General features: G+C 71.1%; 12 protein-coding genes and 2 pseudogenes. 5 read left to right on the top strand and 9 right to left on the bottom strand.

The genetic code is table 11. The features are described 5' to 3' along the window. Nucleotides 1–473: 473 nt before the first annotated feature. Both ACIRSU_RS08980 and ACIRSU_RS08975 read left to right on the top strand, forming a co-directional pair. The gene (locus tag ACIRSU_RS08980) at nucleotides 474–1,169 is read left to right on the top strand and encodes a hypothetical protein (protein ID WP_403790052.1); all 696 of its coding nucleotides are present in this window, start codon (nucleotides 474–476) and stop codon (nucleotides 1,167–1,169) included. Between the two features lie 222 nt (nucleotides 1,170–1,391). After that, a complete protein-coding gene (locus ACIRSU_RS08975; protein WP_403790051.1) occupies nucleotides 1,392–2,018 on the top strand; it encodes a class F sortase in 627 nt (208 codons plus the stop codon). Nucleotides 2,019–2,437: 419 nt separating this feature from the next. Here ACIRSU_RS08975 and ACIRSU_RS08970 read toward each other — a convergent pair whose 3' ends face one another. The 4 genes and pseudogenes from ACIRSU_RS08970 to ACIRSU_RS08955 all read right to left on the bottom strand — a co-directional run bounded on the left by ACIRSU_RS08970 (nucleotide 2,438) and on the right by ACIRSU_RS08955 (nucleotide 7,021). Continuing rightward, nucleotides 2,438–3,439, bottom strand: coding sequence for an NAD(P)H-dependent flavin oxidoreductase (locus ACIRSU_RS08970; RefSeq protein WP_403790050.1), 1,002 nt, complete (start codon nucleotides 3,437–3,439; stop codon nucleotides 2,438–2,440). A gap of 299 nt (nucleotides 3,440–3,738) precedes the next feature. Further along, a pseudogene (locus ACIRSU_RS08965) lies at nucleotides 3,739–4,223 on the bottom strand (LuxR C-terminal-related transcriptional regulator); the annotation flags it as partial. Nucleotides 4,224–5,349: 1,126 nt separating this feature from the next. Then, nucleotides 5,350–5,478 (bottom strand): annotated as a pseudogene (locus tag ACIRSU_RS08960) (hypothetical protein); the annotation flags it as partial. Between the two features lie 190 nt (nucleotides 5,479–5,668). Then, nucleotides 5,669–7,021 (bottom strand): M64 family metallopeptidase, encoded by a 1,353-nt coding sequence (locus tag ACIRSU_RS08955; RefSeq protein WP_403790049.1) that lies wholly within the window; start codon nucleotides 7,019–7,021, stop codon nucleotides 5,669–5,671. A 154-nt stretch (nucleotides 7,022–7,175) separates the two neighbouring features. On the opposite strand from ACIRSU_RS08955, the gene ACIRSU_RS08950 reads away from it, so the two are divergent. Continuing rightward, nucleotides 7,176–8,537, top strand: a complete 1,362-nt coding sequence (locus ACIRSU_RS08950) for a tetratricopeptide repeat protein (RefSeq protein ID WP_403790048.1) — start codon at nucleotides 7,176–7,178, stop codon at nucleotides 8,535–8,537. Between the two features lie 229 nt (nucleotides 8,538–8,766). Here ACIRSU_RS08950 and ACIRSU_RS08945 read toward each other — a convergent pair whose 3' ends face one another. Both ACIRSU_RS08945 and ACIRSU_RS08940 read right to left on the bottom strand, forming a co-directional pair. Next, nucleotides 8,767–11,466, bottom strand: coding sequence for a glycosyl hydrolase (locus tag ACIRSU_RS08945; protein WP_403790047.1), 2,700 nt, complete (start codon nucleotides 11,464–11,466; stop codon nucleotides 8,767–8,769). Between the two features lie 375 nt (nucleotides 11,467–11,841). Next, nucleotides 11,842–12,699 (bottom strand): RNA polymerase sigma factor SigF, encoded by an 858-nt coding sequence (locus tag ACIRSU_RS08940; protein WP_403790046.1) that lies wholly within the window; start codon nucleotides 12,697–12,699, stop codon nucleotides 11,842–11,844. Nucleotides 12,700–12,868: 169 nt separating this feature from the next. Between ACIRSU_RS08940 and ACIRSU_RS08935 the strand changes: the two genes are divergently transcribed. After that, nucleotides 12,869–13,291, top strand: coding sequence for an ATP-binding protein (locus ACIRSU_RS08935; protein ID WP_403790045.1), 423 nt, complete (start codon nucleotides 12,869–12,871; stop codon nucleotides 13,289–13,291). A 405-nt stretch (nucleotides 13,292–13,696) separates the two neighbouring features. Here the strand turns inward: ACIRSU_RS08935 and ACIRSU_RS08930 are convergent, their stop codons facing one another. Further along, nucleotides 13,697–14,182, bottom strand: coding sequence for an ATP-binding protein (locus ACIRSU_RS08930; protein WP_403790044.1), 486 nt, complete (start codon nucleotides 14,180–14,182; stop codon nucleotides 13,697–13,699). A gap of 539 nt (nucleotides 14,183–14,721) precedes the next feature. Between ACIRSU_RS08930 and ACIRSU_RS08925 the strand changes: the two genes are divergently transcribed. Then, nucleotides 14,722–15,234: a MarR family transcriptional regulator gene (locus tag ACIRSU_RS08925; RefSeq protein WP_403790043.1), complete on the top strand. Its 513-nt coding sequence runs from the start codon at nucleotides 14,722–14,724 to the stop codon at nucleotides 15,232–15,234. 41 nt (nucleotides 15,235–15,275) lie between these two features. On the opposite strand, the gene ACIRSU_RS08920 is transcribed toward ACIRSU_RS08925, so the two are convergent. Beyond that, a complete protein-coding gene (locus ACIRSU_RS08920) occupies nucleotides 15,276–16,448 on the bottom strand; it encodes a PP2C family protein-serine/threonine phosphatase (RefSeq protein WP_403790042.1) in 1,173 nt (390 codons plus the stop codon). A 60-nt stretch (nucleotides 16,449–16,508) separates the two neighbouring features. After that, the gene (locus ACIRSU_RS08915; RefSeq protein ID WP_403790041.1) at nucleotides 16,509–16,877 is read right to left on the bottom strand and encodes an STAS domain-containing protein; all 369 of its coding nucleotides are present in this window, start codon (nucleotides 16,875–16,877) and stop codon (nucleotides 16,509–16,511) included. Nucleotides 16,878–16,912: the final 35 nt, after the last annotated feature.

Below are 16,912 nucleotides of genomic sequence, written 5' to 3'. Positions count from 1 at the left end.
TCGTACGCGCCCTGTGTGGGCAACAGCGGCACACGGAGGCTCTTGAAGAGGCCGGGGCGGCCGGCCACGACGCGGACGGGACACGCGCCGAGGCGGGCGCGCTCCGGACCCCCTGGCCGTAGCCCTGCACGGGCACGGCCGAGACGAACGGGCAGAGCAGGAGGCACGACGGGCCGTCGACGATTGCGCGGCGCAGGTGCGTCCGGCGCATCCGCACCAGGACGAGGCACGCTCACTGCTCGCCAGGATCGGTGGATCTCTGCAGTGCCCTTACGTCACAGCTCAGACGTCAGGTGCCTGCGCACGCGATAGCCACGACGGATCCGAACTCGCTCACCCATTTCCCCGCTGGGTATCGGATGCACCATCTCAAGTAGCGGCGAAGGCCGGGGCGGCTGACGGTGGGCCATGTCGCCGCGTAACGAAGAGCCGACAGTCAGTCAGCCGGCGCGGGCGACGAAAGGAAGTCATCGATGCGCTCTGCCCGCATTCTTCTCGCCGCGACCGCAGCCGCCGGCACCCTGGCGCTCGCCGCACCGCTCTCGTACGCCAGCACCGCAGGGGACTGGGACAAGGACGACTCCTCCCACAGCCAGGCGCACGAGCCTGGGAAGCCGCACGGCGGTATGCACACCGGCTCCGGTGCGCTCGCCCTGGTGAACGGCGACGACTGGTCCAAGGGTGACCACGACAAGGACAAGGACAAGCCGCACGGCGGTATGCACACCGGCTCCGGTGGACTCGCCCTGGTCAACGGCGACGACTGGTCCAAGGGTGACCACGACAAGGACAAGGACAAGGACAAGCCGCACGGCGGTATGCACACCGGCTCCGGTGGACTCGCCCTGGTCAACGGCGACGACTGGTCCAAGGGTGACCACGACAAGGACAAGGACAAGGACAAGCCGCACGGCGGTATGCACACCGGCTCCGGTGGACTCGCCCTGGTCAACGGCGACGACTGGTCCAAGGATGACCACGACAAGGACAAGGACTGGTCCAAGGAGCAGGAGGACGGCTACAAGTCGGAGAAGCCGAAGGGTGGCATGCACACAGGCGGCGGTGGTCTTGCGAGCACTGGCACGAACGTGACCGGGGCCGTGGTCGTGGCGGGTGCCCTGGCCGCGTTCGTCCTTGTCCGCCGTCGGAAGGCTGCCGGCGCCGCCTAGCAAACGCGTACCGGCTGCCGTCGCCGCTTGGCGAACGAGCAGTGGACGTGGGTCGCCGTCGTACCAGGGCGGCGGCCCGCGTCCGGCCCCTTGAGGTATTCCGCCCGCATCCGAAAGGTTGTGTTTTCGGTGACGACCCGTCCCCATCCCGTGAGCAGGGGATCATCCCGACGCACCAGGCGGTGGGTCGGCCGAATCGTGTTCTGGGCCTTGGCAGTGGCCGTGCTGCTCTACGCATTCGGCTCCAAGATGTTCTCTCCGGACGCGACGTCGCCGGTCTCGCCTTCGGTGCCTTCCGCGACGCGGCAGGCACCGGCGGCCGCACCGCAACCCGCTCAGCCCAAGGCCTCGACAGGGCCGGAGAAGGCTTCGCCGGGCGACCTGGCGATGCCGCGTTCCGCGCCGGTCCGCTTGCGGATTCCCAAGATCGGTGTGGATGCGCCGTTCATCGGTTTGAAGATCGGCCCTTCCGGTGCTCTGGAGCCGCCTCCGGCGAACGACACGAACCTGGTCGGCTGGCAAAGCTCGGGAGTCTCACCCGGCGAGCGTGGCACCGCGCTCATCGCGGGCCACCTCGACACCGTCACTTCCCCGGCTGTCTTCGCCCGCCTTGCCGAACTATCCCCCGGTGACGGCTTCGAGGTCGACCGTGCTGACGGCACCACGGCCGTCTTCCTCATCGACTCCGTGGAAAGTTTCCACAAGGACGACTTCCCCAGTAAACGCGTCTATGACGACACCCCGAGCGCCCTGGCTCGGCTCATCACCTGTGCCGGCGCCTACGACCGCCAGGCTCGCGACTACACCGAGAACCTCGTCGTCTTCGCGCACCTGGACACCGCTGCCTGACAGGAGGAACCGGCCGCTGAGCGGATCGGTCTGGACGTGCGTAGTCCGCCATCCGCGCGCGCTGAGGCCTGCTACCAGACCGGGGCCTGCACCGCGTACCCGCCGGTGAGAACCAGAGGGTATGGGGAGCCGAGGTCGAGGATGTCGGCGAGGAGACGCTACTCGTGTCCGGTCAGCTCTCACCAGGTCTGGAGGCCTGAAGCTGACCAATCGGCCGACTTTTCTGACGCACAGTCAGACAGGTTCGAGGGGTTCGGCCGGCTCGCTCGCTCCCCCACCACGGCGACGCCGGCCTACGCAACGACCGTCGTCAGTCGTCCGGCAGCACCCTCGCTGTGAGCGGATCCACGCGCGAGGCTGTTGTCTGCGGTGATCGCCGCACCCGCACCACGTCGGCGAAGGCCTACCTCGGCTCCCCCCTACTCGGGTTCGTCGGCGCCGTTCTTCTCCGACACCAGGTCGGCGAGAGCGCGCAGCGTCGCCTCTGCCTCGGTGATCAGCCGGTGGACGAGTTCGGCGGCCGGGGCGATGTCGCGGACGAGGCCGGCGGTCTGGCCCGTCAGCGGGATCAGTTCGTGCGCCGTGCCGTCGCGCATCGCCGTCATCACTCGGGTGCGCAGTGCCTCGGCCTGGGCGGCGGCCGCTTCGGGGCGGGCGTTCCCCTCTTCGACGAACCGGGTGAGCAGGGACCGGGGGACGGTCGTGAAGCCGCCCTCGGTCGGCGGGGGCAGGATGTGCTCGACGAACATGACTTTCACGGCGTCCTGACTGGCTGCTGAGACGATGGCCGCCTTCCAGTCGTCGCTGACCTCGCATTCGACCGAGGCCAGGAACCGGGTGCCGATGTTCACGCCCTGCGCACCCAGGGTCAGTGCCGCGGCGATGCCCCGGCCGTCGGCGATGCCGCCGGAGGCGAGAACCGGCACCGGCCGGACGGCGTCGACGACCTGCGGCACGAGCGCCATCGTGCTGACGTCTCCGGAGAACCCGCCGGATTCCGTGCCCTGCGCGCTGATCACGTCGACGCCGGCCTCGGCCGCGCGTACCGCCTGCTCGACCGTGGTCACCTGCTGGAGAAAGACGGCGCCGGCGTCGTGGACGCGGGTCACCAGGTCATCGGGTTCGCCGAGCGCGAAGGAGAAGACCGGCGGGGCCTCGACCATCACCGCGTCGAAGACCTCGGGGTCGAACGGGCGCCGCGTCATGTTCAGCGCGAACGGCCGGTCGGTGAGGTCGCGCAGCCGGCGGACGTCGTCACGGACCTGCGCCGGCGTCCGCAGCGTGGTGGGGAGACTGCCCAGCGCACCGGCGTCGCTGACCGCCGCGGCGAGCCGCATGCCCTGTTGCCAGGGCCCTCCGAGCGGCCCCTGCACGATCGGCACCTCGATGCCGAGTACTCCGCACACCGGTGTCCGTAGCATCGCGCCTCCATCCCGAAGGGACGACCCGAGACGGGGATGTTCCTGCTGTCCAGCCTAGGCGTGGGGGTTCCCGGCTGCCTGCCGAGCTGTTCGACTCGTGCTTCTGTGCGCGAGTGCGCCTTGCGGGACCTCCTCTTGTGCTGCGGGTATGCCGGACATGGCACTGACATCGCGGGGGCTCGGCAGCGCCTGATGGCGCTTCTTGAGTCTCCCCGCAAGGCGCTCAGGCCTCGAGCCGACGCGGCGCGCGGCGCCCGCTTACCGGCTGCGAGCCTTCACCCCTGAGGTCCCGGTTCCGGTCACGGTCGGCTGGGGCGCCCGGACCCGCCGTCAGAGGGCGACACGAGTCCCGATTCGTACGCGGCGATCACCAGTTGGGCGCGGTCCAGGCGCCGAGTTTGGACAGCAGGCGGCCGATGTGGGTCTTCAGCGTTCCCATGCTCAGGTGGAGGTGGGCCGTGATCTCGTGGTTCGACAGCCCTCGTGCGATCAGCTCCAGGACCTCGCGCTCCCGTTCCGTCACCCCGGCCAGTGATGCGGCGCTGCGGCCGGGGGCCGGGACGGGGCGGCGGGCGAAGTTCTCGACGAGACGGCGGGTCACGGACGGAGCCAGGAGGGAATCACCCGTGGCGACGATGCGAATGGCGGCCAGGACCTCTGCGGGCGGGGCGTCCTTGAGGAGGAAACCCGCGGCGCCGGCCCGCAGGGCCGCGTAGACGTACTCGTCGAGGTAGAACGTGGTCAGGATCAGCACCCGTACGCCGGCGGTTTCGGAGGAGTCGCAGCGCGGTGGCCCGGCGAGGCGTCGGGCCACCGCGCAGCACGGTGACGCCCAGCGGGACGAGCGCGAGACAGAGACCTGCGACGGCCACCACAGACAGGGGCGTGGTGCCTTTGAGCACGCCGAGCGGCAGTGCTGCCGTGGCGGCCAGGGCGAGTGCCCGGACGGGGCCCAGCACACGCGCCCGCCAGGCCCCGGTGGCGAGGATCAGCCAGCCTCCCATGATCGCGACGTTGAGCGTGCTGAAGATGTGGAAGGCACCGTATGTCTCTCCGACGAACCGGGCGGCGGCCTCCGCCCCCTGCCGGTCGGCGAGCTGGAAGGCGAGGTGGTCCACGCCGGCGTGGAACGTCCGGGCGAAGAGCCCCAGCACGGCGAGGACCCCGCCCCACAGGGCCGTCCCGGGGCTGTGACGGCCGATCCGAGCGGCTAGCACGGCGAGGGCCGGCCACAACAGGACGTTCCCCGCCGCGAAGGCGCCGCAGGAGACCGCGATCAAACCGGGGTGCTCGACGCGTGCGGAGAGCTGCTCCGGGAAGAAGAAGGGGAAGGGCAGCCGCAGCAGCACACCGACCCCCAGCAGCACGGGCGCCGCCACCGGCGATCCCCCCCGAAAGGCCACGTCACCCTCCCACACCACGGGCGGGAGCCGGGCCTTGGCGGGGGTGGCGGTGCCGTGTACGGCGGGTGTGTTCCGTGTCGTTGTCGTCATGCCGAAAACGATCCCGCCCGGGCGGTGTTCTCCGCGTCGGAGCACGGTCCGATCATCCCGCAGCCCAGCATCGGACCGTGGTCCGACGGCCGGGACCACGACGAACTCTGAGGACCCGGCTCTGCGCGGGCATTCTGGTGCAGTCTCCCCCCCCGGCTCCTCGCGTCCTGGTCTTCGCGCGCCGCCCTCCTCTTCGCCACGACCGCCGTGGCCGGCTTGGGCTTCGGCGGCGCGTTCCTCGGCCAGGGTCGGCGCTCCGGACGCGGCCCAGACGACCCTGCGGGCGGTGCGGGCCGTCGCCTTCGCGACGCCCTTGGCCTTGGCGCGGCCCAGCGCGAAAGCCTTCGCGGAGCCGGCGCTGCGGGTAGCGGTGGTGGAGGCGACGGTGATGGTCGCGCCGGTGGCCTTGGTGACGCCCTTGGCGGAGCCGTTCGCGGCGGTGTGGACGACCAGGTCGCCGCCGAGGACGGGCAGTCCGGCGAAGGTGCGCTCGTAGCGGGTGTACACGGTTCCGTCCGCGTCCTTCAGGACGGACTTGACGACCAGTGCCTCCTACGAGCTCAGGTGCAGCGACCTGGCGGTCGCCGCCTGGTGCGCGTGCCTTCGTGGGGGGCTGCTGCGGCGATTGGTTGGAAGAGTGTCAGACTTGTTGGGCTTGCCATGTACTCGGCAAAGTATTTCCGAAATCCGTTGCCGGGCGCTCCACAGTGGTCTGTTGAGCGCCCGGCGACGGTCGTCAGTGGCGGACCGTCCAGGACTGCCGGTCCTGGAGGGTCTCGGCGATCTCCGGGTCGCGCACGGCGTCCGTGCGGTCGGTGACGACGACGGTGAGGCGGTGGTCGCGGCCGGCCCGCGCGTCCAGGTGGAGCGCGGCGACGGGCACGGCCGTCCGGCCCGTCTGAGCGGTCAGCGGCTTGCCGTCGAGGTACCACCGGATGTCGGGCTGCCGCTCGCCCACCAGCCGCGGCACCGCCACGCGCGCCGTATCGAGTTGGCGCAGGGTGCGGTCGGTGGAGGTGACGGCGGTCGCGAGGGAGGCGTGGCGGTAGAAGCCGGCGATCATCGCCTCGCGGCCGGGGAGGCTGAAGGGTTTGCCGAGCACCCGCATGATCGAGGCGTCGGTCGGCCGGTCAAGGCCCGCCACGTAGTAGCCGCCGCCCTCGTACGCACCGACCGTGCCGCCGTCCGGAGAGGTCTCGCCGAGCCAGCGGTACCACTTGGTCCGCCGGGCGGCCATGGTGTCGGCGCTCAGGGTGGAGATGTTGGATTCGTCCGGCTCCTCGCCGGTGTACTGCTCGTAGCCGGGGTAGCCGGGGTAGAAGTACTCGTCGGCGAGCTTGCCGAGGGAGTGGCCGGTCTCGTGGATGGCGACCTGGCCGGACTTGTCGTTGCGGGCGGAGGCGGTGGAGATGCCCTCGTAACCGAGCGTCTTGCTGGGCGTGTTGTAGCCGGCGCCGCCGTACTTGGTGCTGTTGGCGAGGACGATGACGAGATCCGCCTCGGGGGCCTTGGCGACGTACGAGTCGACCTTCTGCTCGTCGACGCAGAGCAGCCGCTCGATGTCCCCGCACCAGAAGTACGAGCCGAGTGCGGTGTCCTTGACGATGCCGGGGCCCGGGTCGCCGGACACGCCCGAGTCGTTGGAGACGGCGTCGACGGTCCAGACGTTGAAGAGGTCCTGGTACGTGGTGTACGGCTCGACGGCCGTCACCTCGGCCCACTTCGCCATGGCATCGACGTGGAACTGCGCCTGTTCCGAGGCGGTGTAGCCGTCACCGACGATAACCACGTCGAGGCGGTCGGCGGTGGGGCCGTGGTCGATGACCTGGGCGACGTCGCCGTCGGCCCGGGTCTCGGCCGCGGAGAGCGGATCGGAGGTACGGGCCCCGGGGCCGCCCTTGGCGGACGGCACCCAGGTGTAGCCGGAGCCGGCCTCGTGGTGGCCGCGCTCCCCGCTCGCGGCGTGCTCGTGGCCGGGTATCTCGACCTTGACCCGCCCGGTCGCCGCCGGGCCGGGGCCCGCGGAAGCGGAGCCGGGGGCGACGCCGAGGGCGGTCATGACGGCGGCGGCCACCGTGGCCGCCGCCATGGATATGCGTATGGACGGGCGCAACAGTCTCTCCCCGGAGCAGGCAACTTAAGTGCGTGTATGAATGCGCTTAACAAGACGCTTAACTTAGGGCCCTCCGTGAGTGCCGCACAATGCGCTTGCGGATGTGAAACCGCAGGGAGAGGACCGCACCATGGACGAATCGGCTGTCATCGGGCAGCGCGTGCAGCGCCTGCGTACCGGACGAGGCCTGACGCAGCGGCAACTGGCCGAGCCCGCGTACACGGCCTCGTACATCTCGACACTGGAGTCCGGCAAGGTCCGCCCCTCCGAAACCGCCCTGCGCTTCCTGGCCGAGCGGCTCGGCACGACGTACGAGGAACTGGCCACTGGCCGTCCCGCCCGCCTCGCCACCGAGTTGCGCCTGGCCCTTACCGACGCCCGCCGTCTGCTCGCCACCGGCACCGTCGGAGAGGCGGCCGCCCGCTACCGGGAACTGCTCGCCGAGGCCGAGGAGTTCGACTTGGCGTCCGAGCGGGTCGAAGCGCTCACCGGGCTCGGCGAATGCGCCCTGGAGAGCGGTGAACTGACCGTCGCCCGCGAGCACTTCGAGGCGGCGGAACGGACCCTCGCCTCGGCCGGTGAGCCGCTCCCCCGCCGGGTCCGCGCGCTGCGCGGCCGGGCCGTCACACACCTGCTCGCCGGTGAACTGCGGTACGCCTGTTACGTCCTGGAGACCGCCATCGACGAACTGAACGCCCAGGGCCTGCACGATCCGGATGCCCTCGTGCTGCTGTACGCGTCTTCCATCGGCCCGTACATGGACATGGGAGCGCATGCCCGCGCCGCCCAGGCCGCCGAACTCGCCCTGGCACTGGCCCCGCGGGTCTCCGACCCGGCCCTGGTCGCCGGCATGCATCGCAGCGTGGCACGCACCCTGCTCGCTGAGGGGCGGATCGCCGAGGCCGATGCCTCACTGGCCAAGGCTCAGGACCTGTACCAGCAACTGCAGACCCGTACCGAGCTGGCCCACTGCCACTGGATGCGCGGCTATGTGCACGCCCAGAACGGCGACCTCGAAGCCGCCGAGCGCGAGTTGCGCACCGCCCGCGAAATGCTCGCCGCCCGCAGCGCCGCCCTCTACACCGCACAGGTCGAGGTCGAGCTGGCCGATGTGCTGCGCCGCCGGGGAAAGCGCGAGGAGGCGGTGGCCCTGCTGTCCCGTCTCCTCGAACTCGGTACGGACCTCGGTGACGGACGCGGCGCCGTCCACGCCGCGGGCGCCCACCGGCTGCTGGGGCTGATCGCCGAGGAGAAGGGCGCGGACGAGCGCGCCGAGGAGCACTACGTCATGGCCCTCGCCGTGCTGGAGCGCACCGGGGCGGCGGGCGATCTGGCTGATCTGTGCCGACTCCTCGGCGATCTGCTGCGGCGTACGGGCCGCATGGAGGCCGCGCTCGACGCATACCGCACCGGCCTCGGCCACCGGGCGGCGCCGGGCACCACCACACTGGGCCCGGCGCCCACGGCACCGCCGTTCCGCGACTCCTGGTGACGTCCCGCGGATCCGGATCCGGTTCCGGCTCAGCCGGCCGTGTCGGGCTTCACGATGCCGGGGAGCCTGGCCTCGAACAGCTCGTCGACCGTGAAGCGGGTGCTGGACTCCACCCGGTCCTTCTACCAGGTCGGCGACTGCGGCTTCGCCGGCCCGGGCCACCAGGACGGCCGGTGCACTCCCGCGATGGGGTGCGCACCGGCCGCCGTAGGACGGGAATCCGTCGTGATCAGTCCTTACGGCCCTTGAGGCGCCGTACGTCGAAGGACCAGATGCCTCGTCCGTGCGTGGCGGCGTACAGCTTGCCGTCAGGCCCGAGGCGGAGCTGCATCACGGCCGTGCTGGGCAGGTCGTGGCCCAGGACCTGCCACTGCGTCGCTCCGGCGGGCCGGTAGAAGGTGGCCAGGTCGGTGCCGAGGGCGAGGCCGCCGTTCGGGAGGAGCTTCACCGTGTTGGCCGGGACGTCGGGCAGGTTGGCCGAGACGTCCGTCCAGTCGGCGCCGCCGTTCTTCGACTCGAAGACATGACCGACGCCCGCGCCGGGGCCCTCGGTCCACTTGCGGGAGAAGCCGTTGACCGCCACGTACACGTGCTGGGCGTCGGCCGGGTCGATGTCGAAGCCGGAGATGTAGCGGTTGGGGATGGTGGCGTCGACCGGCAGGTTCAGCTGGTGCCAGCCCGTCCCTCCCCCGGACTCCGTCCGGGAGGTGCCCCCCACGTTGCCGACGGCGATGCCGCGGGTGAAGCCCTGGTTGTTGCAGGGGCCGCACCAGCCGACGTAGACCGCGCCGCCGGAGGAGGCCACGGCGGTGGCCACATGGCCCTCACCGAGGTCGTACGCGTTGGTCCACTCCTTGCCGGAGCGGATCGCGTAGCCCTTGGTGTTCACCCACACGTGCCGGCCGCCGGCCACCCAGGTGCCGCTGTCCTTGGCGTCGGCCGCGATCGGCGCGATGAAGCGGGCACCGGCGCCGCCCAGGTCCTTGTCCGGCGGAGCGACCTCGTACTCGGTGGCCTTGGCCGGGTCCGTGGTCCAGGAACCGTCGTTCACACCGCAGTTCTGGGTGACCCAGATGTCGAGGTAGACGTACTCCTCGGCGATGTTGCAGCCGTCGGCGGGGTCGGTGATGGTGTCGCCGCCGTCGCCGCCGAAGTCGGAGCCCATGACCTTGTCGCGGCCGCGCAGGATCGACTGGCCGTTGTCCTGCAGGCCGCCGGTGACCGAGACGCCGCCGTAGGCCAGGTCCTTGCCGACGCCGACCGAGTAGTACTGGAGGGTGTCGATGGTGCCGTCGTTCAGGGACTGCCAGTCCTTGGCGTGGCCGCCGGAGTCGACGGCACCCTTGAGCGGGCGGCGGTAGATGCCGCCGTCGTTGCCGACGTACGTCCAGCTCTTGCCCTTGTAGCTGCCGATCGCGACCGCGTGCTGGTCGGAGTGCGTGGTCGGCGAGCAGTCGCCGGTCTGCTTGGCCGGGTCGATGCTCCAGCAGGGGAAGGAGAAGTTCCAGTACGGGCCCGGGGTGGTCCAGGTCGAGCCGCCGTTCCTGGTCTCGAAGACCTCTTCCAGGCCGAGGTAGACGTGGTCGGCGTCGGCCGGGTCGACCTGGAGGAACTGGTTGTACCAGGACTGGATGCCCGGCTGGTAGCCGTCGTCCTGGAGGGCGGATCCGGACGCCTTCAGCTTGGTGTAGTCGGCGATCTGCGTCCACGGGCCGAACGGCGAGCCGTTCTTCGAGACGTAGACGCCCTTGAGCCCGCTGTCGGGGTTGGTGGCCATCTGAGCCGGGGACTGGTCGACGGCGTAGAGGCGCGAGCCGTCGGCCGCGGCCGCGAACGTCATGTTGCCGACGTCGTCACTGTTGGTGGGCAGGTCGCCGAGGCCGCTCGCCGGCTTCCAGCTGCCGTCGTCCTGCCTGGCGTACAGCCCGTTGTACGTGTCGCCGCCGCGCCAGCCGACCGCGAGGAGGACCTTCTCCGGGTCCTTCGGGTCGACGGCGATGTCGTTGGCGATGTTCTTGTACGGCGCGCTGGGGTCGTTCGCCTTCGAACCGCCCGGCAGGTATTCGGGGTTGGGGACGAACTCGTGCTTCCACGGCCCGGACAGGGTGGTCGTGGAGTGCGACCACACGCCGGTGCTGGTCGCCGCCCACACCTTGGTGCCTGCGAAGCGCAGGGCGTGGACGACGGTGGACTCCAGTTCGGCGCCGCCCACGCGGTCGCCGGGCCGGAACTGCCCGCGGCGCGGGTCCTTCAGGACGTACACGCCCGTGCCGACGAAGGACGTCGCCCCGGTGTTGGACTCACCGGTGGCGTACCAGAGCCGGTTCCCGCCGTCCAGGGCGAGAGTGCCGGTCGACAGGGAGGGCAGCTTGTCTGCGATCGGCTTCCAGTGCCCCCCGCCGGTCGTGGAACGGAACACACCGCCGTTGGCGCCGCCCGCGTACACATAGCCCTGGTCGTCGGCGGCGATCCCGGTGATACGACCGGTCACCTTCCCCGAGCCGCCACTGGAGTTGGAGTTCACATCCCGGTAGCGGCCGTCGTCCGAGTCGTACGCCTTCTTCGTGACGTGATCCCAGCCGCCGGACGTGTGCCGCATCGACTGCAGCTGCTGCCAGGCCGCGCCGTACGCACCGGGCGCGACCACGCCGGGCGCGGTACGGGCCTCGGTGAACTGGGCCGTGGCCTCGGCGGAGTTCTCCGCCTCGTCGGCGCCGTCCTCATCGCCCTCGGCGGTGAAGGCGGACATGGCGTCGCCACCGTGCACCGCCTTGATGTGCTGCCGGCCGACGGCGGCCTGGTGGCGAGCCTGCCAGGGCCGGGGTCCGGTGTCGGCCTGGGCCGCGAACGACTGGGTGCTTGCCAGTCCGAACGCGGCGGCCACGACGGTGCAGGTCATGAGCCGTCGTTGTTGTCTTGGGGGCAGCATGCCCTCTCCTCCCTGTGCCGGGATGCACGGGGGTGTCCCCGGCGCAGGAGGATCTTGGCGTGGCCACAACAGCCGCACAAAGGTGTATGGCAGAAAAATGGCGGCGTGTTTACCTTGCCGCCTACATGGACCTGAACTCGCCTTTAAATCCTGGTTATTTGAGTTGTCAGCGTCGGGAGGTGTTCAGGTACGGGCAGCGGCGAAGAGCTCCAGGTGGGTTGCCGGCGGCCTTGCGGGCACGGTGGCGGTCTTTCACCGGCTTCCGCCCACGGCCCTGAGGATGCGCTTTCCCGGCCCGCAGGAGAACGGCTCCAGGCTTCCCGCACCGGACGCGCGTCCGGTGCGGGAAGCCTGGAGCCGTACGGGCCTGGCGGGTCAGCCGGCGCTGGTGCCCAGCAGGCCCTCGCGCAGGCGCTTCACGGTGCGTGCGAGCAGCCGCGAGACGTGCATCTGCGAGCAGCCCAGCCGTTCGCCGATCTGAGCCTGGGTCAGTTCCTCGACGAACCGCAGATGGATGATCCGGCGGTCGCGCTCGTCGAGGTCGGCGATGAGCGGGGCCAGCGAGTGGAAGTCCTCCACCAGCGCCATGGCGGGGTCCTCGCTGCCGATGAAGTCGGCCAGCGAGGCGTCGCCGTCCTCGTCCTCGCCGCTGAGGGCGGCGTCCAGGGACGAGGAGTTGTAGCCGTTGGAGGCCAGCTGCGCCTCGGTGACCTCCTCCTCGGTGAGGCTCATCAGGTCGGCCAGCTCCTTGACCGTCGGCATCCGGCCGAGCCGGGTGCTGAGTTCCTCGGTCGCCTTGGCCAGCTCCACCCGCGCCTCCTGGAGCCGGCGGGGTACGTGCACCGCCCAGGAGGTGTCCCGGAAGAACCGCTTGATCTCGCCGACGATGTAGGGGACGGCGAAGGTGGTGAACTCGACCTCCCGCGACAGCTCGAACCGGTCGATCGCCTTGATCAGGCCGATCATGCCGACCTGGACGATGTCCTCCATCTCGTCGGCGCGGTGGCGGAACCGCCCGGCGGCGTAGCGGACCAGGCTCATGTTCATCTCGATGAGCGTGTTGCGCGCGTACTGGTACTCGTGCGTCCCCTCCTCCAGCGTCGCGAGCTCCTGGAAGAAGACCTTCGACAGGGCCCTCGCGTCCTTGGGCGCGACCGCCATCGTGTCCGGGATCTGCGGCAGCGTCCCCACTCCGGACTCGACTCCTGTGGTCGACATCGTGGTGACCGTCACACCTTTCCCCTTTCACGTGTGTTCCTCATCGGGATGCGTGGCCCTGAGGCTGCTCGCCTACCCGGACTTCTCACGTCCACACCCACCAACTCCTCTCTGCTTTTCCGTCGGTTCCGTTCTCCCGGTCGACGGGCAGACGGAACTCAACCTGGTCGTCCGAAGGAGAGTCATGACACGGGATCCCTCGATGAGGGCCGTCGGCTGGGCGCGGTCGCTGCCGATAGGCAGCAGCGTGAAGACGGCCCGGGACTGGACGCGTGAGCACCTGGCGGCGCTCGGCTGGGACCGTACCGCCCCCGGTGTGGCGGACTCGGTCGTGCTGACGGTCTCCGAACTCGTCACCAACGCCCATGTACACGCCCACAGCGACGCGCAGCTGATCCTCACCTGGGACGAGGAGTGCCTGCACGTCACCGTGCACGACGCCTCGCCGCTGGCGCCCGAGCGGCGCAACCCGGACGAGGGCGCGTCGGGCGGGCGTGGACTGCTTCTGGTCGACGCGCTCGCCGATGACGTGCTGACCCGCCCCTGTCCGCGGGGCAAGGACGTCACGGCCTGTTTCCGCCTGGCCGCCCCCGGCCGTCCCGGCTGAGGGGCCCCGCTCCACGGCCCCCCGTACGCGGACGACGGCGACCTGGCCGTCCCGGCTGCAGGAACCGCTCGGCGTGGACGTCACTGTCCCCTTCCCGTTCGCCGGGCCTCCGGATTCATGACGGAGGAAGCGGTTTCGGCCGGGCGTTCGCGGTCAGTCGGATCCTCGAACGCGGTCCGCTCCCGGAAGGATTCTGTCGTGCCGGTCATGCTGGTCCTGGTGTTCGCTGTCGGTGTGGCGATGACGTGGTGGGGTGTCGCGCCCGTCCCCCGCGGTCCGCGGCGAGGGCCCCGGTGACGCCCAGCCCAGGTCGACCCCGGTGTTGCCGAGCCGGATGTCGGCCGTCGGATGCCTGCCCCGGCGCCTCCCGGGGGCCGGTGAGGTAGCGATGAGGCTGCCGGTGCGTCAGCGCACGCGCCGGTCACGTGGGGTGGCCGTGGTGCCGTACTCCGGCAGGAGGGAGAGGCGGGCGCGGACCCGCTTCCCCTCCGGGGCGGGCTCCACGGTCAGGCTGTCGCAGACGGCGACGACGATCTCGACGCCGTGCTGACCGATGCGGCGGGGGTCGTGTCCGCGGGGCACGGGGGCGGCGGCCTCCTGGTCGAAGACCGAGATCTCCAGGCTGTCGCGGCCCAGTTCGAGGAGGAGCCGGCAGGGGCCGGCCGTGTGCCGGATCGCGTTGGTGACCAGTTCGCTGACCACCAGTTGCGCGAGCTCTACGCGCTCCTGACCGACCGGTCCGGGCAGCACGGTCGGGGCGGCCGCGAGGAACTCGGCCGTGAAGGCACGGGCGGAGGCTATCGCCCCGCCGCGGGTGGCGTCGTCGTAGACGGCACCGGCGGACAGCAGGGGCTCCGGGACCGCGCGCTCCGCTGTGATCGCGTCCGTCATGGCGCTGGTACTCCCCTCGTCCTGGGCCGGCGGCTGGGCTCCTCGTACCCGCCTTTCCCCTGTTCATGGTTCCCACACCGCCCGCAACGCGGATCACATCGGCCGACAGGGCGTCAAGGGGGCGCCCGCGCGGTCGGCACGGGTACCCGTATCGACCCTCGGCCGGGGTCCGAGCGGTCGCCGTGGGCCCGACATCTCGGAAAAGATATGGTTGCCGGGTGCGGAAGACGCGGCCTGCGGGACCCACGTTCGCGGGTGCGTGCGGCATCCCGGCAGGTGTGCGGACGGGCTCCACGGGGCGCGGGGCCGTGCGTCCGTAGTCGACGGGCAGCAGCCGGCAGGGGTCGCGGCGTGCAGGTGGGCGAGACTGGTACGGAGGGAGTCCAGGAGGAAGTGTGGTGCCGCCGCGCGCAGTGCGCGTTCCACTGTCACGTGCCGTTCCGCCGGATCCGTACCGCCTTGTGGGGAGATGTGGAGATGACCGGTCCGTCGCCAGGCCACTGCCCCCGGCCCGGGACGTCCGAGGAGGGTCGGCAGGCATGAAGGGCAACCCCGCCCCGCCGTCACAGGAACCGCAGCGGACGGCCGCGTCCGCCCGGGAGCTCATCGAGCTGCTGGAAGTGCTGTGGGAGCGCGGCCGGGACATGGTGTCGCCGACACCCGTCTCGGCGAGTCAGCTGCGCGTGCTGTACAGCCTGGACCGCGAGGAGGGCATCAGCCTGCGCACGCTGGGCGAGCTGCTCGGCTCCGCACCGCCCTCGGTGAGCCGCATGTGCGACCGGCTGGAGGCGCTGGGCTTCGTGCAGCGGCTGCCCAGCCCCGTGAGCCGCCGGCAGCTGGAGCTGCATCTGACCGTGCGCGGCAAGGCGTACCTGCGGGACCTCAGGGTGCAGCGCGAGGAGGCCCTGCTCGCGGTCATCGCGGACATGTCGCCGACGAGCCGGAAGGCGCTGCTGCGGGGGCTCAGCGGGTTCCACGAGGCCGTGCGAGGGAGCGGACCGGCCGCCTCGTCGCCCGCCCGCACGCCGCTGAAGGACGTCCGTTCGGCCTGATCCCCGCGCGACGCCGTCTCCGGCCTGGCACACCCCCGATGTCACGCGACAACTGTTGACGCGGCGCCGTACCAGTCGAGGCAGACGACCAGGGCGTCGTCCTCCAGCGGGCTGCCGCCGTGGTGGACGGCGAGCTCCCGGAGCACCGCCTGTGGCACGTGCGTGGGCGGCAGCAGCCGCGTCCCCCGCAGCGCGCGGGCCAGCGCCCGGTCCCCGTAGCTCTCCCCCGCGGGCGAGACGGCCGCGTACACGCCGTCGCTGCCGAACAGCAGCCGGTCGCCCGGCCGCACCGCGAACCGCTCGGGCACGTACACCGTGTCCTCGAACATGCCGAGGGGCAGCTGCGCCTCGAAGCCGACGGACTCCACCGCCGGCCCCCGCTGCCGCCAGAGACGGGGCGATCCGGCGTCCACGACCTCCACCTCGCCCGTGGCCAGGTCGAAGCAGAGCAGCAGCACCGACACGAAGGCCTCGCCCCGGTACTGGGCGTACACGGCCTGGTCGGCCAGCGCGGCCTGGTCGGCCGGCGGGAGGCCGGCCCGGCGGGCGTTGCGGAGCGCGTTGACGGCGAGGTTGGTCAGCAGGGCGGCCTCGATGCCCTGCCCCATGCCGTTGGTGACCGTCAGGGTCAGCCGGCCGTCCGAGACCGACCAGTCGTAGTTGTCGCCGAAGATGGCGTAGGCGGGCTCCAGATGGGCGGCGAGGGCGAACTCGGGACGGGCGCAGGAACGGCCGGGCAGCAGCTGCCACTGCATCTCCGCCGCGAGCGTGAGCCGTGTCGCACGCCGTGCCCGGACGTACAGGTCCGTGTCGCGCTCCGCCACCAGGATCTCGTGGCCGAGCGCCTCGCAGACCTGGGCGAGCCCCGGCAGCAGCGGCCCGACGTCGGCCTGCGGGGGCAGCTCGGCCGTCAGCACCCCCAGCCGGTCCCCGCGCACGGTGACGGGCAGGTGGAGCCGGAGCGCCCCGGGCTCCCGGACGACCTGCGGCTCCTGGGCGCCGAAGGCGCGCCCCTGGGGACTGTCGTGGATCGGCACCGACGGATCCGCCCCGGAGACATGCCCGACGAGCTGGAGCGTCCGCAAACCGTAGTCGGCCATGCGGAGTTCCACCCGCAGCACCCCGTGCTCCCTCAGGGCGTCCTCGACGACCCCCACGAGCCGGTGCGGCGCCGCCCGGCGGAGCGCCTGCTCGATCTCGGCGATCTCGTGCACGGTCCTCCTCTTCCGTTTCCCTGCGCCTGACCCGTGCACGCGGGCCGCGCCACCCGTCCGCTATCTCGCGTCGGCGGCCGCGGCCAGCGCGTCCGCCACGCCGTCGTACGGCGGGATCGTCGTCGTCACACCGGTGATCTCCAGGATGCGGCGCACGGCCGGGGTCGGCGCGGCGAGATAGAGGTCGCCGCCGGTCTCCCGCACCCGGTTGACCGCCCTGATCAGGACGTTCAGCCCCGAGGAGTCCATGAAACCGAGGGCGGACAGGTCCAGCACGAGACGGCGCCGCCCCTGGCCGAACTGTTCCGCCAGAAGGTCCTGCAGCCGGCCGGCCGTCTCCATGTCCAGCTCACCCGTCACGGTCAGCACCGCCGTGCGGGCGTCGCGGATCTCGACGTCGACATCCAGGTTCGGTTCTCGGTCTGACATATGACCTGCTTCCATGGGGTGGGCCGGGGTCGGTC

It is taken from the genome of Streptomyces sp. NPDC101160 (genome assembly GCF_044768205.1).
Classification (GTDB): domain Bacteria; phylum Actinomycetota; class Actinomycetes; order Streptomycetales; family Streptomycetaceae; genus Streptomyces.
This window is presented reverse-complemented; position numbering and strand designations above follow the sequence as displayed.

Excerpts from the sequence above, each read along its gene's own strand:
- ACIRSU_RS08970 (WP_403790050.1), bottom strand. The coding sequence starts at position 3,439 with ATGCTACGGACACCGGTGTGCGGAGTACTCGGCATCGAGGTGCCGATC.
- ACIRSU_RS08915 (WP_403790041.1), bottom strand. The coding sequence starts at position 16,877 with ATGTCAGACCGAGAACCGAACCTGGATGTCGACGTCGAGATCCGCGAC.
- ACIRSU_RS08935 (WP_403790045.1), top strand. The coding sequence starts at position 12,869 with ATGACACGGGATCCCTCGATGAGGGCCGTCGGCTGGGCGCGGTCGCTG.
- ACIRSU_RS08955 (WP_403790049.1), bottom strand. The coding sequence starts at position 7,021 with ATGGCGGCGGCCACGGTGGCCGCCGCCGTCATGACCGCCCTCGGCGTC.
- ACIRSU_RS08930 (WP_403790044.1), bottom strand. The coding sequence starts at position 14,182 with ATGACGGACGCGATCACAGCGGAGCGCGCGGTCCCGGAGCCCCTGCTG.
- ACIRSU_RS08945 (WP_403790047.1), bottom strand. The coding sequence starts at position 11,466 with ATGCTGCCCCCAAGACAACAACGACGGCTCATGACCTGCACCGTCGTG.
- ACIRSU_RS08925 (WP_403790043.1), top strand. The coding sequence starts at position 14,722 with ATGAAGGGCAACCCCGCCCCGCCGTCACAGGAACCGCAGCGGACGGCC.
- ACIRSU_RS08980 (WP_403790052.1), top strand. The coding sequence starts at position 474 with ATGCGCTCTGCCCGCATTCTTCTCGCCGCGACCGCAGCCGCCGGCACC.
- ACIRSU_RS08950 (WP_403790048.1), top strand. The coding sequence starts at position 7,176 with ATGGACGAATCGGCTGTCATCGGGCAGCGCGTGCAGCGCCTGCGTACC.